We start from the raw sequence: 16,437 nt of genomic DNA, 5'->3' as shown, positions 1-16,437 counted from the left end.
ATGGGGGCGTACTCCTGGGACCGCTCCTTCCGGCTCTGGGACACCTACTTCGCGTTGATCTGGCTGGCCACCCTGGTGTTCGTGCTGGGCACGGCACAACCGGGGTGGCCGGTCCGCGTCACCGCGGCGGCCCTGCTGGTGCCGCTGGTCCCGCTCTTCGTACGGGTCGGGCGGCCCCTGCTCCGGCAGGATCCGCCCCTCGGGCGCGAGGCTCTCATCTACCTCGGCGCGATGATGGCCCTATTCCTGCCCTCGGCGATCCTGGTCGGCGAGACCCGGCTGATGACCTTCGCGCTCGTCCCGCAGTGCTTCATGACGCTGCGGATGCGGTGGGCGCTGACCGCCGTGGCCGTGATCAACCTCGCGCCCGTGGTGGGCTGGGCGCTGCTGTGGTGGCCGAGCGATCAGGACGTCTTCTTCAACGGCCTGTTCGCCGTCGTCACCCTGGTCTTCTCGGTGGCCGTCGGCAGCTATGTCATCCGGATCATCGAGCAGAGCCAGGAACGGGCGGCCCTGATCGCCGAGTTGGACTCCAGCCGGCACGAGGTCTCGCGGCTGTCGGCGGCGCACGGGGCGCTGGCCGAGCGGGAGCGGATGGCCCGGGAGATCCACGACACCCTCGCGCAGGGCTTCACCAGCCTGCTGATGCTGGTCCAGGCCGTCGAGGCCGAGCTCGACCACGATGTGCCGCAGGCCCGCCGTCATCTGGCCCTGATGGACGAGACGGCCCGGCTGAACCTCGCCGAGGCCCGGGCCCTGGTCGCCGACGGCACCCCCGCCGACCTGGACGGCGCGACGCTGCCGGACGCCCTGTTCCGGCTGGCGACCCGGCACTCCGCCAAGCTCGACGTGACCGGCCCGGTCCGTCCGCTGCCCGCGGGCCCCGAGGTCGTCGCCCTGCGCTCGTGCCAGGAGGCGCTCACGAACTACCGTAAACACGCGGGCAGTTCGGCGACGGTGGGCATCGACCTCGCCTACGCCGACGACAACCTCACCCTCTTCGTACGGGACGACGGTCAGGGCTTCGACCCGGGGGCGGTCTGCGACGGCTACGGTCTGGCCGGGCTCCGCGCCCGCGCCGCCGAGGTCGGCGGGACGGTCCAGGTGCACAGCGCGCCCGGCAGCGGCACCACGGTCACCGTCCGACTGCCCGTACCGCCCCCGAGGAGCTGTTCATGATCCGGATCATCCTGGCCGACGACCACCCCGTCGTACGGGAGGGCCTGCGGGCCATGCTGACGGCGGAGCCGGACCTGGAGGTGATCGCGGACGCCTCCAGCGGACCACAGGCGGAGGCGCTGGCGACGGCACTGCGGCCCGACATCGTGCTGATGGACCTGCGGATGCCGGGCGGCTCGGGCGTGGAGTCGATCGAGCGGATGACGGAGGCGGGACTGCCCTGCCGGGTGGTCGTCCTGACGACGTACGAGACGGACGGGGACATCCTGCGGGCCGTGGAGGCGGGCGCGGCGGGCTATCTCCTCAAGGACCTGCCCCGGGCCGAACTGGCCGAGTCCGTACGGGCCGCCGCGCGCGGCGAGACGGTCCTGGCGCCCACGGTCGCCGCCCGTCTGGTCGACCAACTGCGCACCAGGCCGGAACGGCCGCGGCTCTCGGAGCGCGAGACAGCGGTGCTGCGCCTGGTGGCGGAGGGCTGCACGAACGCGGAGATCGGCCGCAGTCTGTACATCGGGGAGTCGACGGTGAAGACCCATCTCCTGCGGATCTTCGGCAAGTTGGGGGTCGACGACCGGACCGCGGCGGTGACCAGCGCGATGCGGTACGGACTGCTCGATCAGTGAGGGCCGGGGCCCGGGCGACGGCCCCACGCCCCGTCTCGCACTCGACGTGCCTGCCGAGCCGGCGGACGGCAAGGGCGCCGGTCTCACGACCGGCGCCCTTGCCGCACCCCCGTCAGCCGAGCCTGGACTCCAGCTCCGCCACGATCTCGTTGACCCCGATCGCCGACTGCTCCCCGGACTCCATGTCCTTGAGCTGTACGACGCCCTCGGCGAGGTCGCGTTCACCGGCGACGATCGCGTAGCGGGCGCCGCTGCGGTTGGCGTTCTTCATGGCGCCCTTGAGCCCCTTGGAGCCGTAGGAGAAGTCCGCCGCGATGCCCACCTTGCGCAGTTCGGTGACCTTGGCGAACAGGATCCGGCGGGCCTCCTCCCCCAGCGGCACCGCGAACACGCTGGTCGTGGAGGGGAGTTCGAGCTCGACGCCCTCCGCCTCCAGGGCGAGGACCGTGCGGTCGACGCCGAGGGCCCAGCCGACGGACGGGAGCGCCGGGCCGCCGATCATCTCCGACAGACCGTCGTACCGGCCGCCGCCGCCTACCGCGGACTGGGAGCCCAGTCCGTCGTGGACGAACTCGAAGGTCGTACGGGTGTAGTAGTCGAGGCCGCGCACCAGCTTCGGGTCGTCCTCGAAGGCCACGCCCGCCGCGGTGATCAGCTCGCGGACCTCCTCGTGGTACGCCTTGCAGGCGTCGCAGAGGTAGTCGCGCAGCAGCGGGGCGTCCCCGAGCTGCTTCTGGACCTCCGCGCGCTTGTCGTCGAGGACGCGCAGCGGGTTGATCTCCGCGCGGCGCAGGGTCTCCTCGTCGAGGTCGAGACCCCGCAGGAAGGTCTGCAGCGCCTCGCGGTACACCGGGCGGCACTCCTTGTCGCCCAGGCTGTTGAGCAGGATGCGGAAGTTCCTGAGGCCCAGCGAACGGTACGCCTGGTCGGCCAGGATGATCAGCTCGGCGTCCAGCGCCGGGTCCTCCGCGCCGATCGCCTCGGCGCCGACCTGCGAGAAGTGCCGGTAGCGGCCCTTCTGCGGGCGCTCGTAGCGGTAGTACGAGCCGGAGTACCAGAGCTTGACCGGCAGGTTGCCGAGCTTGTGCAGGTTCGCCTCCAGCGCCGCGCGCAGCACGGACGCCGTGCCCTCGGGGCGCAGGGCCAGCTTGGTGCCGCCCTTGGTCTCGAAGGCGTACATCTCCTTGGTCACGATGTCGGTGGACTCGCCGACCCCGCGCGCGAACAGCTCCACGTTCTCGAAGCCGGGCGTCTCGATGTAGCCGTAGCCGGAGGTGCGCAGGGGTGCGGCGATCGCCTCGCGGACGGCCAGGAACTTGGCGCTGTCCGGCGGGATCAGGTCGTACGTGCCCTTGGGGGCCTGAAAGGTGCTCACGAAGTCTCTCGTCACATTCCTCGTCGGGGAGGGGTGTTCGAACCCGCTCCCTGGCCGGCGGCCACGTCCCGCAGGTACGGGTTGGTGGCGCGCTCCTGGCCGATGGTCGTCTGGGGGCCGTGGCCGGACAGCACCACGGTCGAGTCGTCGAGCGGCAGGCACACACGGGCCAGCGAGTCGAGCATCTCGGCCATGTCACCGCCGGGCAGGTCGGTGCGTCCGATGGAGCCGGCGAAGAGCAGATCCCCTGAGAAGAACACGGACGGGATCTCCGCGGTCTCGGGCATCCGGAAGGTCACCGACCCCTTGGTATGGCCGGGCGCGTGCGCGACGGACAGTTCCAGCCCCGCCAGCTCCAGCTTCGCGCCGTCGGTCAGCACCCTGACGTCGTCCGGCTCGCCCACGGTGATCTCGCCCATCAGCGGCATGCCGACCGACCGGCCGAGACCCATCGACGGGTCGTTCAGCATGTACCGGTCCTCGGGGTGGATCCAGGCCGGCACGTCGTGCGCGCCGCAGACCGGGACGACCGAGGCCACGTGGTCGATGTGGCCGTGGGTGAGGACGACGGCGACGGGCTTGAGCCGATGCTTCCTCAGCGCTTCCTCGACGCCTTCGGCGGCCTGGTGGCCGGGGTCGATGATCACGCACTCCTCACCGGCGGCGGGGGCGACGAGATAACAGTTCGTCCCCCAGGCCCCGGCGGGGAACCCGGCAATGAGCACGATCGTCCTCGGTTTGTGTCGGTACGGGCGGTCTTCCGGGCGGCTGCCCCAGTGGTCAGAGCCTACCGGCGCTGCCGTTTCCTCAGCGAACCCATATACGGTACGGGGCACACGCAGGCGGTCGGTTCATAGGACGCATGCGTACCGGTCGGCGTACGAGACGCATGAGGAGAGAACCCCGTGGTCACCCAGGAACAGCGGAAGCGGCAGCTCGCGCGGGAGAAGTTCTTGCGGCAGCAGCAGCGGCGCACGGCCGCGCGCCGCAAGGCCCGTGTACGCAACTCTGTGATCGCGTCGGTGCTCGGCGTGATCCTGGTGGGCAGCCTCGCGCTCTACACCTCCGGGGTCATGAAGGACGACGACAAGGCCAACGCGAGCTCCGAGACGAGCCCCAGCGCGGCGCCGACCAGCAAGGCGCCGGACCCGTGCGAGAAGGCGGCCCCCGGCAAGGTCGAGAAGCAGAGCTGGAAGAAGGAGCCGGCGATGTCCATCGACAAGTCGGCGAAGTACACCCTTGACCTGGCGACAACCTGCGGCAAGATCGACATCGCGCTGAAGGCGTCGGCGGCTCCGCACACCGTGAACTCGTTCGACTTCCTCGCGAACAAGGGCTTCTTCGACCACACCAAGTGCCACCGGCTCACCACCAACGGCATCTACGTCCTGCAGTGCGGCGACCCGACGGGCTCCGGCAGCGGCGGGCCGGGATACACCATCCCGGACGAGAATCTGAAGGACAAGAGCCTCAAGTCCAACGTCTACCCGGCGGGCACCGTCGCGATGGCGAACACCGGACAGGCGCACACCGGCGGCAGCCAGTTCTTCCTCGTCTACCAGGACAGCCAGCTGCCCCCGAGCTACACCCCGTTCGGGACCATCTCGGAATCCGGTATGAAGGTGCTGAAGAAGATCGCCGCGGCCGGTGAGAGCACCGGAGCGGGCGACGGCGCGCCGAACGCGACCGTCGTGATCAACAAGGCGACTGTCACCAAATCCTGACCGTCAAGTGCGGAATTTCGGTCGCGCGGGATGCGGACAGGCAACCCGCCGGTCGCCTATGTTGGCCGTGACGAAACTGTGGACGATGCCCGGGGGCGAGTGAGCCTCCCGCAGGCATCATGTGGAGGAGGCGCTGTGAGCAGCGACCCGTGGGGCCGCGTCGACGAGACGGGGACCGTGTACGTGCGTACGGCCGACGGCGAGCAGGTCGTCGGTTCCTGGCAGGCCGGCTCCCCCGACGAAGCCCTGGCCTACTTCGAGCGCAAGTACGAGGGCCTGGTTGTCGAGATCGGCCTCCTCGAGAAGCGGGTGAAGACCACCGACCTGTCGGCGAAGGACGCTTCTGCGGCCATCGACCACATCCGCGAGCAGGTCGACGCGCATCACGCGGTCGGCGACCTGGACGCGCTCAAGGTGCGGTTGGACAAGCTCGTGGAGACCGTCGACAAGCGTCGCGAGGAGCGCAAGCAGCAGCGCGCGAAGCAGTCCGACGAGGCCCGGCACGCCAAGGAGGCGCTGGTCGTCGAGGCGGAGGAGCTGGCCCAGTCCGACCAGTGGCGGGCCGCCGGTGAGCGGCTGCGCGCCCTGGTGGACACCTGGAAGGGTCTGCCGCGTCTGGACCGCAAGTCCGACGACGAGCTGTGGCACCGCTTCTCGCACGCCCGCTCGGCGTTCTCCAAGCGCCGCAAGGCCCACTTCGCGTCGCTGGACGCGCAGCGCGAGGACGCCCGTAAGACCAAGGAGCGGCTGGTCGGCGAGGCCGAGGCGCTGTCCGGGTCGACGGACTGGGGTCCCACGGCCGCGCGCTACCGCGAGCTGATGGCGGAGTGGAAGGCCGCGGGCCGCGCCCAGCGCGAGCACGAGGACGACCTGTGGAACCGCTTCCGCGGCGCCCAGGACGTGTTCTTCGCCGCCCGCAGCTCGGTCTTCGCCGAGCGGGACGCCGAGCAGACCGAGAACCTCAAGCTGAAGGAGGAGCTGGCCGAGGAGGCCGAGAAGCTCCTGCCGATCGGCGACCTGAAGAGCGCCCGCGCGGCCTTCCGCACGCTCAACGAGCGTTGGGAGGCCATCGGTCACGTCCCGCGGGACGCCCGGCCGAAGGTCGAGGGCCGGATGCACGCCGTGGAGCGCGCCCTGCAGGAGGCCGAGGAGACCGAGTGGCGTCGGACGAACCCGGAGGCACGCGCGCGTGCCGCGGGTCTGACCGGCCAGCTCCAGGCCGCCGTGGACAAGCTCAGGGGCCAGATCGACCAGGCGCGCGCCCAGGGCAACAACGCCAGGGCCGACAAGCTGGAGCGTGAGCTGGAGGGCCGCCAGGCGCTCCTGGACCAGGCCCTCAAGGGCCTTCAGGAGTTCGGCGGCTGACAAGGCCGTTCACACGAAAGGGCCCCGGTTTCCCGGGGCCCTTTCGCATGTCCTCTACGACCGGTTCCGCGCCGACGTCACGCGGTACACGTCGTACACGCCCTCCACGCCCCTGACCGCCTTCAGGACGTGGCCCAGGTGCTTCGGGTCGCCCATCTCGAAGGTGAAGCGGGAGGTGGCGACGCGGTCGCGGGAGGTCTGGACGGCCGCGGAGAGGATGTTGACGTGCTGGTCGGACAGGACGCGGGTGACGTCGGAGAGGAGCCGGGAGCGGTCCAGGGCCTCGACCTGGATGGCGACCAGGAAGACCGAGGACTGGGTGGGCGCCCACTCGACCTCGAGGATGCGCTCGGGCTCCCGGGACAGTGAGTCCACGTTGACGCAGTCATTGCGGTGAACCGATACGCCACTACCCCGGGTGACGAAACCGATGATCGGGTCGCCGGGCACGGGGGTGCAGCAGCGGGCCAGCTTGACCCACACGTCCTCGACGCCCTTGACGACGACACCCGGGTCGGCGTTGGAGCGCCGCTTGCGGCCGCGGCCTCGGGTCGGCGGGACCGACTCGTCGATCTCCTCGGTGGCCGCCTCCTCGCCGCCGAGCGCCTGGACCAGCTTCTGCACGATGTTCTGCGCGGAGACATGGCCCTCGCCGATCGCCGCGTACAGCGCGGAGATGTCGGAGTACCGCATCTCGTGCGCGAGCGTGACGAGGGAGTCGCCGGTGAGGATGCGCTGGATCGGCAGGTTCTGCTTGCGCATCGCGCGGACGATGGCGTCCTTGCCCTGCTCGATCGCCTCGTCGCGGCGCTCCTTGGAGAACCAGGCGCGGATCTTGTTGCGGGCCCGCGGCGACTTCACGAAGTTCAGCCAGTCCCGGGACGGTCCGGCCCCGGGCGCCTTGGACGTGAAGACCTCGACGAGGTCGCCGTTGTCCAGGGTCGACTCCAGTGGTACGAGACGGCCGTTGACGCGGGCTCCTATGGTGCGGTGGCCCACCTCGGTGTGCACCGCGTACGAGAAGTCCACCGGTGTGGCACCGGCCGGCAGCGCTATGACGTCGCCCTTGGGGGTGAAGACGAAGACCTCGTTGCGGGAGAGGTCGAAGCGCAGGGACTCCAGGAACTCGCCGGGGTCCTCGGTCTCCTTCTGCCAGTCGAGGAGCTGGCGCAGCCACGCCATGTCGTTGAGGTGGTCGTCCTTGCCGGTGGTCCTCGGCTGGTCCGAGCGGACCTTGGAGGTGCCGGCCACGGCCTCCTGCTTGTACTTCCAGTGGGCGGCGATGCCGTACTCGGCGCGGCGGTGCATGTCGAACGTGCGGATCTGGAGTTCGACCGGCTTGCCGTTCGGCCCGATGACCGTGGTGTGGAGCGACTGGTACATGTTGAACTTGGGCATCGCGATGTAGTCCTTGAACCGGCCGGGGACCGGGTTCCATCGCGCGTGCACGGTGCCGAGGGCGGCGTAGCAGTCGCGGACGGTGTCGACGAGGACTCGGATGCCGACCAGGTCGTAGATCTCCGCGAAGTCACGGCCGCGGACGATCATCTTCTGGTAGACGCTGTAGTAGTGCTTCGGGCGGCCGGTGACGGTGGCCTTGATCCGGGCCGCGCGCAGGTCGGACTGCACCTCGTCGGTCACTATGGCCAGGTACTCGTCACGCTTGGGCGCCCGCTCTGCCACCAGCCGGACGATCTCGTCGTACATCTTGGGGTAGAGGATCGCGAACGCGAGGTCCTCCAGCTCCCACTTGATGGTGTTCATGCCGAGTCGGTGGGCGAGCGGCGCGTAGATCTCCAGCGTCTCGCGCGCCTTCTTCTCCTGCTTCTCGCGCTTCAGGTAGCGCATGGTGCGCATGTTGTGCAGGCGGTCGGCGAGCTTGATGACCAGGACGCGCGGGTCCTTGGCCATGGCCACGACCATCTTGCGCACGGTCTCGGCCTGCGCGGCCTCGCCGAACTTGACCTTGTCCAGCTTGGTGACGCCGTCGACGAGCAGGGCGACCGAGTCGCCGAAGTCGCGGCGGAGCTGGTCGAGGCCGTACTCGGTGTCCTCGACGGTGTCGTGCAGCAGGCCGGCCATCAGGGTCGCCGGGTCCATGCCGAGCTCGGCGAGGATCGTGGTCACCGCGAGGGGATGGGTGATGTACGGGTCGCCGCTCTTGCGCTTCTGGCCGCGGTGCCAGCGTTCGGCGACCTGGTAGGCCCGCTCGATCTGGCGCAGGGTCGCGGTTTCGATCTTCGGGTCATTGCTGCGCACTATCCGCAGCAATGGCTCAAGGACCGGGTTGTACGGGTTGGAGCGCTGCACGCCGAGGCGGGCGAGACGGGCGCGGACGCGGTTGGAGGAGCCGGTGCGGGCGGGCTGGCCCGTGTTCGGGCGGACCGCGGGGGCCGACTGCGCGGGGCTCTCGGCCGGGGCCGGCTTGGGCCGGGCCGACTCTGCCGGCTTGTCGACGGGCGCGGACTGGGCGTGCTCGACCGGCCCGCGGGCGTCGTTCGTCGCGTTCTTCGCGTCCGGTGCGGGCTTCGCCGCGGGCGCCGAGGCGGGCTCGGGCTTGGCGGCGGTCAGTGGCTGGGCCTCGTCTGGCAAGAGGACTCCTCGTGCGCGATCCGAATCCCCCGGTCAGGCTCCGGAGAACCCATGGTAGCGATCCTGCGCCCCCAGATCCCCTTCAGGCCGATGTGAGGGACGTCTACCTGCGGAACACGAGGGCCTGCCGCCCGCATTCCGGGGGGCGCGTGCACTCCCCCGCGGGAAACGGCCGCCCCCGGAGATCCGGGGACGGCCGTCACGCGGTTCACGGATGCTGTCGGTCAGACCACCAGCAGCGCTTCCAGCGGGGCTCCCGCCAGGGCGGGCTCCAGACGGGCCCGCCCGCCCAGGAAGCCCAGCTCCATCAACACCGCGAGGCCCGCCACCTCGGCGCCCGCGCGGCGGATCAGCTCGATGGACGCCTCGGCGGTGCCACCCGTGGCCAGGACGTCGTCGACGATCAGGATGCGGTCGTCAGCGGACAGGTCCTCCGCGTGCACCTCGATCTTTGCCGAGCCGTACTCCAGGTCGTACGCCTGGCTGAGGGTCGCCCCGGGGAGCTTGCCCGCCTTGCGCACGGGGATGAAGCCGAGTCCCGCGCGGACGGCAACCGGGGCGCCGAGGATGAAGCCCCGGGCCTCCAGGCCGACGACCTTCGTGGCACCGGTGCTCGCGGCGACCGCGGCCAGCGCGTCGGTGAGCGCCGTGAAAGCCCCCGGGTCCGCCAGGAGCGGGGTGATGTCCTTGAACATCACCCCCGGCTCCGGGTAGTCGGCCACGTCACGGATACGGCTGAGCAGCAGCTCCTCGATGCCCGTCATCGGCGCTTCCCCGACGGACGGCCACGGCCCCGGCCCCGGGACGCGGGCTGGGTGCGCGGACCGACGACCGCGTGGGCGGTGTCGTCGTCCGGCTCGTCGGAGACGGGACGCGAGTCGGCCGTCTCCTCCTCGGTGGACCCCTGGGCGCGCTTGGCCAGGACCCGCTTCTTGAGGGCCTTCATCGCCGGCTCGCGCTCCTTGAGGTCGGCGACGAGCGGCGTGGCGATGAAGATCGAGGAGTACGCACCGGCGGCGAGACCGACGAACAGCGACAGCGAGATGTCGTTGAGCGTGCCCGCGCCGAGGAAGCCGCCACCGATGAACAGCAGGCCCGCCACCGGAAGCAGCGCGACCACCGTGGTGTTGATCGAACGGACCAGGGTGCCGTTGATCGAGCGGTTGGCGATGTCGCTGTAGGTCCAGCGGTTCTGCTTGGTGATGTCCTTCGTCTGCTCCTTGAGGGAGTCGAAGACGACCACCGTGTCGTAGAGCGAGTAACCGAGGATGGTCAGCAGACCGATCACCGTGCCCGGCGTGACCTCGAAGCCGACGAGGGCGTAGATGCCGACGGTGATGGTGATGTCGTGGATCAGGGCGACGAGCGCCGCGATGGCCATGCGCCACTCGAAGGCGATCGCCAGATAGATCACCACGAGGACCATGAAGATCGCCAGGCCCTGCCAGGCCTTGTTGGCGATCTGGTCGCCCCAGCTGGGTCCGACCAGGTCGGCGGCGATGCTCTCCGGGTCGACCTTGAAGTCCTTGGCCAGGTCCGTCTTGATCTGGTCGGACTGCTTGGTGTCCATGCCGGCGATCTGGATGCGCAGCGTGCCGTTGCCGAGCTTCTGGACGACGGCGTCGTGGCCGGAGGCTTCCTTCGCGAAGTCCTCGGCCTGGGAGACCGAGAAGCTGGTCTTCTCGGTGGTGAAGACCGCGCCGCCCTGGAAGTCGATGCCCATGTTGAGGCCACGGACCGCGAGACCCAGGATCGCCGTGATGGTGATCAGGATCGAGATGCCGTACCAGAGCTTGCGGTGACCGATGAAGTCGTAGCTGATCTCGCCACGGTGCAGTCGGGCGCCGAGGTTGCCGAGCTTCGACATGCTCACGCCTCCTTCGTGTGGGCGGGGGCGGCTGGACGGCGGGTGCGGCGCAGCGGCGGCTTGGCACCCAGGCTCTTCGGGTCGAGCCCGGACCACTTGCTGCCGCTTGCGAAGAACGTCCGGCGGGCCAGCAGCGTCATCAGCGGCTTGGTGAAGAAGAAGACCACGACCACGTCGAGCACGGTGGTCAGACCGAGCGTGAACGCGAAGCCCTGCACCTTGCCGACCGTCACGATGAACAGCACCGCGGCGGCGAGGAACGACACGAAGTCGGAGACCAGGATGGTGCGCCGGGCACGCGGCCAGGCCCGCTCGACGGCGGGGCGCAGCGAGCGGCCCTCGCGGATCTCGTCCCTTATGCGTTCGAAGTACACGATGAACGAGTCCGCGGTGATACCGATCGCGACGATGGCACCGCACACGGCCGGCAGGTTCAGCGCGAACCCGATGGCCGGGCCGAGCAGCGCCATGAGCACGTAGGTGAGGATGCCGGAGACGAGCAGCGAGGCCATCGCGACGAGCGACAGACCCCGGTAGTAGGCCACCAGGTAGATGACGACCAGGAGGAGGCCGATGGCACCGGCGAGGAGACCGGCGTGCAGCTGGTCACCGCCGAGCGCCGCGGTCACCGTGGTCACGCTCTGCTCCTGGAAGGAGAGCGGGAGGGCGCCGTACGACAGCATGTTGGCGAGGTTCTGGGCCTCGTCCTGCGTGAAGCTGCCGGAGATCTGGGCGTTGCCGCCGGTGATCGAGGAGCTGACGTAGGGGCTGGAGACGACCTCGCCGTCGAGGACGATGCCGAACTCGTTCTGCGGCTGGGTGTTCTTCGCGAGCTGGCCCGTGATGTCCGCGAACTTCTTGGCGCCCTTGCTGTTGAAGGTCATGGTGACCTGCCAGCCGGCGGCGGTCTGCGTGTCGAAGACCGCCTGGGCCTTCTTGACCTCGGTGCCGTCGACGGCGGCCGGGCCGAGCAGGTACTTGTACCAGACGCCGGAGCTCTCGCCGCAGCCCACGGTGGTGTCGCCCGGCTTGGCGCCGTCGCCCGCGGTGTTGCGCTGCGCCTTCTTGGAGCAGTCCAGGGCGGTGTACTGGGCCTGGAGCTTGGCCTCGGCGGCGGAGGGAGCGGTGCTCGCGGGAGCCGACGGGGACGCGGAGCTCGACGCGCTCGCGGACGCCGACGGCGTGGCGTCGGCCTTCAGCGCGTCGCTGACGGCGCGGCCCTGCGGGGAGGTGGAGGCCGACGGGGAGGACGAGGAGGTCGCCTTCTCGCCCGTGGAGCCGGACTTGCTCGCGGAGGGGCTCGGTGAGGCCTTCGAGGAGCCGCTGGCGGAGGGGCTCGGCGAGGTGGCCGCGGCGGGGCCGGTGGCCTCCTGCGCGAGGACCGGACGGAAGTACAGCTTGGCGGTGGTGCCGACCTGGTCGCGGGCCTCCTTGGAGTTGGTGCCCTTGGGGATGTTCACGATGATGTTGCGATCACCCTGGGTCTGCACCTCCGCCTCGGAGACGCCCAGGCCGTTGACACGGCGGTTCATGATGTCGACCGCGGTGTCCATGTTGGCCTTGTTGATCGCGGACCCCTGGTCGGCCTTGGCCTCCAGCGTGATGCTGGTGCCTCCGGCAAGGTCGATGCCGAGACGCGGGGTGGTGTGTCCGGAGAGGAACATTCCACCGGTGAGCGCCACGATGGCGATCAGGATCAGGGCCAGCGTGCGCCCTGGCTTGCTCTGGGCACTCGCGCTCCGGCCCCTTTTGGGTGCTGCCACCTTCTCGTACTCCCTCTCGGGCCGCTCTCGCGCCGGATCGGCGGGCGGGCGGCCATGACTGGTGTCGGGATCCCGTGCGAGCCGCGCAGGTCCGGGGCGCGTCGAGCTGGTCGGCGCGCCCCGGAGTGCGACTACTTCGCGTCGGTGTCGCCGTCGGTCTTCTTCGGCTCGTCGTCCGACTTCGCCTCGGCGGCCTCGGCGGGCGCGTCGTCGGCGGGCTCCTCGGCCGTGTCCTTCTTACCGAGGTCGACGGGCTTCTCGTCGGAGGCGGCGGCAGCTTCGTCGGCGGACTCGTCGGTCTCGGTGTCGGTGAGGGAGGAGGCGTCGTCGGGGACGACGTCGGAGTCGGACTTCAGGTCGTGCTCGATGCCGTGGACGATGCGGTTGTACTCGTCGTCGGTCAGGACGGCACCGATGGCGTTCTTCGCGAAGAGAAGATCGACGCCGGGAGCGGCGTCGAGGAGGACCGTGTCCTCGTTGACCTCCTTGACCGTGGCGTACATGCCCCCGATGGTGCGGACGCCGCTGCCGGGCTGCATGTCGTTCCGCATGCTCGCGGCCTGCTGCTGCTTCTTCTTGGCCGAGCGGGTCATCAGGAACATGGCCCCGATGAGCACGATGAACGGGAGGAGGGTCACGAGACTCACGGGTCGGTACTTCCTTCACGCGACCGCGAGGTGAGCGGCCTGATGGTTGGGGGTATGTCTGCCGCCGGCAAAGGCGGCATCGGCGGAGTCTAAGCGAGTCCGCGCGCAGGGAACAACGCTCAGCATCGCACCTGGGTTCCGGACCCGGCCAATGCTTCGCCGTCACAAAGACATCACGTCCCGAACAGGTCCTGTTGTCCGTTTCCGGTGGATGCCGATCGGGGCGGGGTGAGGCCGAGATGTGCCCATGCGGCGGGAGTGGCGACCCGTCCGCGCGGGGTGCGGGCGAGCAGACCCTCCCGTACGAGGAAGGGCTCGGCCACTTCTTCGACGGTCTCGCGCTCCTCCCCCACCGCGACCGCGAGCGTGGACAGGCCGACCGGGCCGCCGCTGAAGAGCTTGAGCAGGGCCTCCAGGACTCCCCGGTCGAGGCGGTCGAGGCCGCGGGCGTCGACCTCGTAGACCTTGAGCGCCGCCGCGGCGATGTCGCGTGTGATGATCCCGTCGGCCTTGACCTGGGCGTAGTCGCGCACCCGGCGCAGCAGGCGGTTGGCGATACGGGGCGTGCCGCGGGAGCGTCCCGCGATCTCGGCGGCGCCGTCGGAGCCGATCTCGACGTCGAGCAGGTTGGCCGAGCGGTGGATGACGCGCTCCAGCTCGGCGGGTTCGTAGAACTCCATGTGGGCGGTGAAGCCGAAGCGGTCGCGCAGCGGGGGCGGCAGCAGGCCCGCGCGCGTGGTGGCGCCGACCAGGGTGAAGGGGGGCAGCTCCAGCGGGATGGCGGTGGCGCCGGGGCCCTTGCCGACGATGACGTCGACGCGGAAGTCCTCCATCGCCATGTAGAGCATCTCCTCGGCGGGCCGCGACATGCGGTGGATCTCGTCGAGGAAGAGGACCTCTCCCTCCTGGAGTGAGGAGAGGATCGCCGCGAGGTCGCCGGCGTGCTGGATGGCGGGGCCGCTGGTGATCCGGATCGGGGCCTTCATCTCGGCCGCGATGATCATCGAGAGGGTGGTCTTGCCGAGGCCGGGGGCGCCGGAGAGCAGTACGTGGTCGGCGGTGGCACCCCGCGCGCGTGCGGCCCGCAGGACCAGGTCGAGCTGTTCGCGGACCTTCTCCTGGCCGATGAACTCGTCCAGGTCCTTGGGCCGCAGGGCGGCCTCGACGGCCTGGTCCTCACGGTCGGCGGACGCACCGACGAGCCGCTCGGCGGCGGTCTCGTCGGTGGTGTCGTCCCAGTTCACTGACGTCTCCTAGCGGGCGCGGTTCAGGGTTTGCAGGGCGGCCTTCAGCAGCTGGCCGACCTGAGGCGTGCCCTCGGCCGCCTCCGCCTGCGGGGTCACTGCGGTGACGGCCTCGTCGGCCTCGCGCGTGGCGTACCCGAGGCCGATCAGGGCGGCGTGCAGCTGGTCGCGCCAGCCCTGGGTGACCGGAGCGCCGATCGCGGGGGCGCCGATCGGCTCGCCCAGCCGGTCCTTGAGCTCCAGGAGCAGCTTCTGGGCGCCCTTCTTGCCGATGCCGGGCACGGCGATGAGCGCCTTCTCGTCTCCCGTGGCCACCGCTCGGCGCAGCGTGTCCGGCGCGTGCACGGCCAGCATGGCCTGGGCCAGCCGGGGGCCGACTCCGCTGGCGGTCTGCAGCAGTTCGAACACCTGGCGCTCGTCGTCGTCGACGAAGCCGTAGAGGGTGAGGGAGTCCTCGCGCACGACGAGGGAGGTGGCGAGCTTGGCCGGCTTACCGAGGCGCAGGGTCGACAGCGTGTTCGGCGTGCATTGCACCGCCATGCCGACACCGCCGACCTCGACCACCGCGGTGTCGGGAGCGAGTGCGGCGACTGTGCCGCTCACGAAGGCGATCATGCCGTACGGCCTTTCCGTGCTGTGGTCCGTGCTGTGGCCGCGTGCAGGGCGACGGCCTGCTGGAGTCGGTTCTGGGCGGGCGCGCGCCAGATGTGGCAGATGGCGAGGGCGAGGGCGTCGGCGGCGTCGGCCGGCTTGGGCGGTGCGTCGAGCCGCAGCAAGCGGGTGACCATGGCGCCGACCTGGGCCTTGTCGGCGCGCCCGCTGCCGGTGACGGCGGCCTTGACCTCGCTCGGGGTGTGCAGGGCGACGGGGATGCCCCGGCGGGCGGCGCACAGCATGGCGACGGCGCTGGCCTGGGCGGTGCCCATCACGGTACGGACGTTGTGCTGGCTGAACACCCGCTCCACGGCCACGAATTCGGGCCGGTGCTCGTCCAGCCACTGTTCGATGCCCTGCTCCACGGCGACGAGCCGCTGCCCCAACTCGGCGTCCGCGGGCGTGCGTACGACCCCGACGCCGATCATCGTGAGCGGCCGGCCGGCAACGCCTTCGACCACACCGACACCGCACCGCGTCAGTCCGGGGTCCACCCCGAGTACGCGCACCGCGCCCCCTCCCTCTCGATCTCCTGTTTGAGCAGGCTATCCGCTGCCACCGACAACGGCGGCGGGCCGGTGGGGTGTGTCCCACCGGCCCGCCGGATCCGCTCAGTTCGCGGCAGCGTCAGGCGTCGACCTTCTCCATGACCTCGTCGCTCACGTCGAAGTTGGCGAAGACGTTCTGGACGTCGTCGCTGTCCTCCAGGGCGTCGATGAGCCTGAAGATCTTCCTGGCGCCCTCCTCGTCCAGCTCGACCTGCATGGTCGGGACGAAGTTGGCGTCGGCGGAGTCGTAGTCGATCCCGGCGTCCTGGAGTGCGGTGCGGACGGCGACCAGGTCGGTGGCCTCGCTGAGGATCTCGAAGGACTCCCCCAGGTCGTTGACCTCCTCGGCGCCCGCGTCCAGGACGGCACCGAGCACGTCGTCCTCGGTGAGCTCGCCCTTGGGGACGATGACGACACCCTTGCGGTTGAAGAGGTACGACACCGAACCGGGGTCGGCCATGTTGCCGCCGTTGCGGGTCATGGCGACACGCACGTCGGAGGCGGCGCGGTTGCGGTTGTCGGTCAGGCACTCGATGAGCACCGCGACGCCGTTGGGACCGTAGCCCTCGTACATGATCGTCTCGTAGTCGGCGCCGCCGGCCTCGAGACCGCCGCCACGCTTGATCGCGGAGTCGATGTTCTTGTTCGGAACAGACGACTTCTTCGCCTTCTGCACGGCGTCGTACAGCGTCGGATTGCCGTCCAGGTCCACGCCGCCCATGCGCGCCGCGACCTCGATGTTCTTGATCAGCTTCGCGAAGAGCTTGCCGCGCTTGGCGTCGATCACGGCCTTCTTGTGCTTCGTCGTGGCCCATTTAGAGTGGCCGGACATCTGCCTGTCTCCTTCGCGTAACCC

General features: G+C 70.0%; 15 protein-coding genes. 4 read left to right on the top strand and 11 right to left on the bottom strand.

Annotated elements, in window-relative coordinates:
• Together ABZT02_RS33280 and ABZT02_RS33275 are read left to right on the top strand one after the other, a co-directional pair.
• Positions 1 to 1,179: a sensor histidine kinase gene (locus tag ABZT02_RS33280; RefSeq protein WP_356024467.1), complete on the top strand. Its 1,179-nt coding sequence runs from the start codon at positions 1 to 3 to the stop codon at positions 1,177 to 1,179.
• On the top strand, positions 1,176 to 1,802 hold the full coding sequence (locus tag ABZT02_RS33275; protein ID WP_356024210.1) for a response regulator transcription factor: 627 nt from the start codon (positions 1,176 to 1,178) through the stop codon (positions 1,800 to 1,802). The genes ABZT02_RS33280 and ABZT02_RS33275 overlap by 4 nt, the downstream gene beginning before the upstream one ends.
• A gap of 112 nt (positions 1,803 to 1,914) precedes the next feature.
• Here the strand turns inward: ABZT02_RS33275 and hisS are convergent, their stop codons facing one another.
• Positions 1,915 to 3,177, bottom strand: a complete 1,263-nt coding sequence (gene hisS / locus ABZT02_RS33270) for a histidine--tRNA ligase (protein ID WP_356024207.1) — start codon at positions 3,175 to 3,177, stop codon at positions 1,915 to 1,917.
• An 11-nt stretch (positions 3,178 to 3,188) separates the two neighbouring features.
• Positions 3,189 to 3,902, bottom strand: a complete 714-nt coding sequence (locus ABZT02_RS33265) for an MBL fold metallo-hydrolase (protein WP_356024205.1) — start codon at positions 3,900 to 3,902, stop codon at positions 3,189 to 3,191.
• 180 nt (positions 3,903 to 4,082) lie between these two features.
• Here ABZT02_RS33265 and ABZT02_RS33260 point away from each other — a divergent pair, with 180 nt between their 5' ends.
• Both ABZT02_RS33260 and ABZT02_RS33255 read left to right on the top strand, forming a co-directional pair.
• Positions 4,083 to 4,901 carry a peptidylprolyl isomerase gene (locus tag ABZT02_RS33260; RefSeq protein ID WP_356024202.1) on the top strand — a complete coding sequence of 273 codons (819 nt, stop codon included), beginning with the start codon at positions 4,083 to 4,085 and terminating at the stop codon, positions 4,899 to 4,901.
• Positions 4,902 to 5,036: 135 nt separating this feature from the next.
• Positions 5,037 to 6,266, top strand: coding sequence for a DUF349 domain-containing protein (locus ABZT02_RS33255; protein ID WP_356024200.1), 1,230 nt, complete (start codon positions 5,037 to 5,039; stop codon positions 6,264 to 6,266).
• Between the two features lie 54 nt (positions 6,267 to 6,320).
• On the opposite strand, the gene ABZT02_RS33250 is transcribed toward ABZT02_RS33255, so the two are convergent.
• From ABZT02_RS33250 to ABZT02_RS33210, 9 genes are all read right to left on the bottom strand, one after another.
• On the bottom strand, positions 6,321 to 8,858 hold the full coding sequence (locus ABZT02_RS33250) for a bifunctional (p)ppGpp synthetase/guanosine-3',5'-bis(diphosphate) 3'-pyrophosphohydrolase (protein WP_356024198.1): 2,538 nt from the start codon (positions 8,856 to 8,858) through the stop codon (positions 6,321 to 6,323).
• A 224-nt stretch (positions 8,859 to 9,082) separates the two neighbouring features.
• Positions 9,083 to 9,622 (bottom strand): adenine phosphoribosyltransferase, encoded by a 540-nt coding sequence (locus ABZT02_RS33245; protein WP_356024196.1) that lies wholly within the window; start codon positions 9,620 to 9,622, stop codon positions 9,083 to 9,085.
• Entirely contained in the window at positions 9,619 to 10,725 is a 1,107-nt protein-coding gene (gene secF, locus ABZT02_RS33240; protein WP_356024193.1) for a protein translocase subunit SecF, read from the bottom strand. The genes ABZT02_RS33245 and secF overlap by 4 nt, the downstream gene beginning before the upstream one ends.
• Before the next feature lie 2 nt (positions 10,726 to 10,727).
• Complete coding sequence (gene secD, locus ABZT02_RS33235) at positions 10,728 to 12,488, bottom strand: protein translocase subunit SecD (protein ID WP_356024190.1); 1,761 nt, start codon at positions 12,486 to 12,488, stop codon at positions 10,728 to 10,730.
• 131 nt (positions 12,489 to 12,619) lie between these two features.
• Positions 12,620 to 13,135, bottom strand: coding sequence for a preprotein translocase subunit YajC (yajC, locus tag ABZT02_RS33230; protein WP_356024188.1), 516 nt, complete (start codon positions 13,133 to 13,135; stop codon positions 12,620 to 12,622).
• Positions 13,136 to 13,308: 173 nt separating this feature from the next.
• Positions 13,309 to 14,379, bottom strand: a complete 1,071-nt coding sequence (gene ruvB / locus ABZT02_RS33225) for a Holliday junction branch migration DNA helicase RuvB (RefSeq protein ID WP_356024185.1) — start codon at positions 14,377 to 14,379, stop codon at positions 13,309 to 13,311.
• Positions 14,380 to 14,388: 9 nt separating this feature from the next.
• The gene (gene ruvA, locus ABZT02_RS33220) at positions 14,389 to 14,994 is read right to left on the bottom strand and encodes a Holliday junction branch migration protein RuvA (RefSeq protein ID WP_356024183.1); all 606 of its coding nucleotides are present in this window, start codon (positions 14,992 to 14,994) and stop codon (positions 14,389 to 14,391) included.
• On the bottom strand, positions 14,991 to 15,542 hold the full coding sequence (ruvC, locus tag ABZT02_RS33215) for a crossover junction endodeoxyribonuclease RuvC (protein WP_329290143.1): 552 nt from the start codon (positions 15,540 to 15,542) through the stop codon (positions 14,991 to 14,993). The genes ruvA and ruvC overlap by 4 nt, the downstream gene beginning before the upstream one ends.
• Positions 15,543 to 15,660: 118 nt before the next feature.
• Positions 15,661 to 16,413 (bottom strand): YebC/PmpR family DNA-binding transcriptional regulator, encoded by a 753-nt coding sequence (locus tag ABZT02_RS33210; protein WP_020117485.1) that lies wholly within the window; start codon positions 16,411 to 16,413, stop codon positions 15,661 to 15,663.
• Between the last annotated feature and the right edge of the window lie 24 nt (positions 16,414 to 16,437).

It is taken from the genome of Streptomyces sp. NPDC005402 (assembly GCF_040606575.1).
Lineage (GTDB): Bacteria > Actinomycetota > Actinomycetes > Streptomycetales > Streptomycetaceae > Streptomyces.
This window is presented reverse-complemented; position numbering and strand designations above follow the sequence as displayed.

What these genes read in the sequence shown, in the direction of transcription:
- ABZT02_RS33210 (WP_020117485.1), bottom strand. Translation starts at nt 16,413, where the DNA reads ATGTCCGGCCACTCTAAATGGGCCACGACGAAGCACAAGAAGGCCGTG.
- ABZT02_RS33280 (WP_356024467.1), top strand. Translation starts at nt 1, where the DNA reads ATGGGGGCGTACTCCTGGGACCGCTCCTTCCGGCTCTGGGACACCTAC.
- ABZT02_RS33245 (WP_356024196.1), bottom strand. Translation starts at nt 9,622, where the DNA reads ATGACGGGCATCGAGGAGCTGCTGCTCAGCCGTATCCGTGACGTGGCC.
- secF (WP_356024193.1), bottom strand. Translation starts at nt 10,725, where the DNA reads ATGTCGAAGCTCGGCAACCTCGGCGCCCGACTGCACCGTGGCGAGATC.
- ruvA (WP_356024183.1), bottom strand. Translation starts at nt 14,994, where the DNA reads ATGATCGCCTTCGTGAGCGGCACAGTCGCCGCACTCGCTCCCGACACC.
- ABZT02_RS33275 (WP_356024210.1), top strand. Translation starts at nt 1,176, where the DNA reads ATGATCCGGATCATCCTGGCCGACGACCACCCCGTCGTACGGGAGGGC.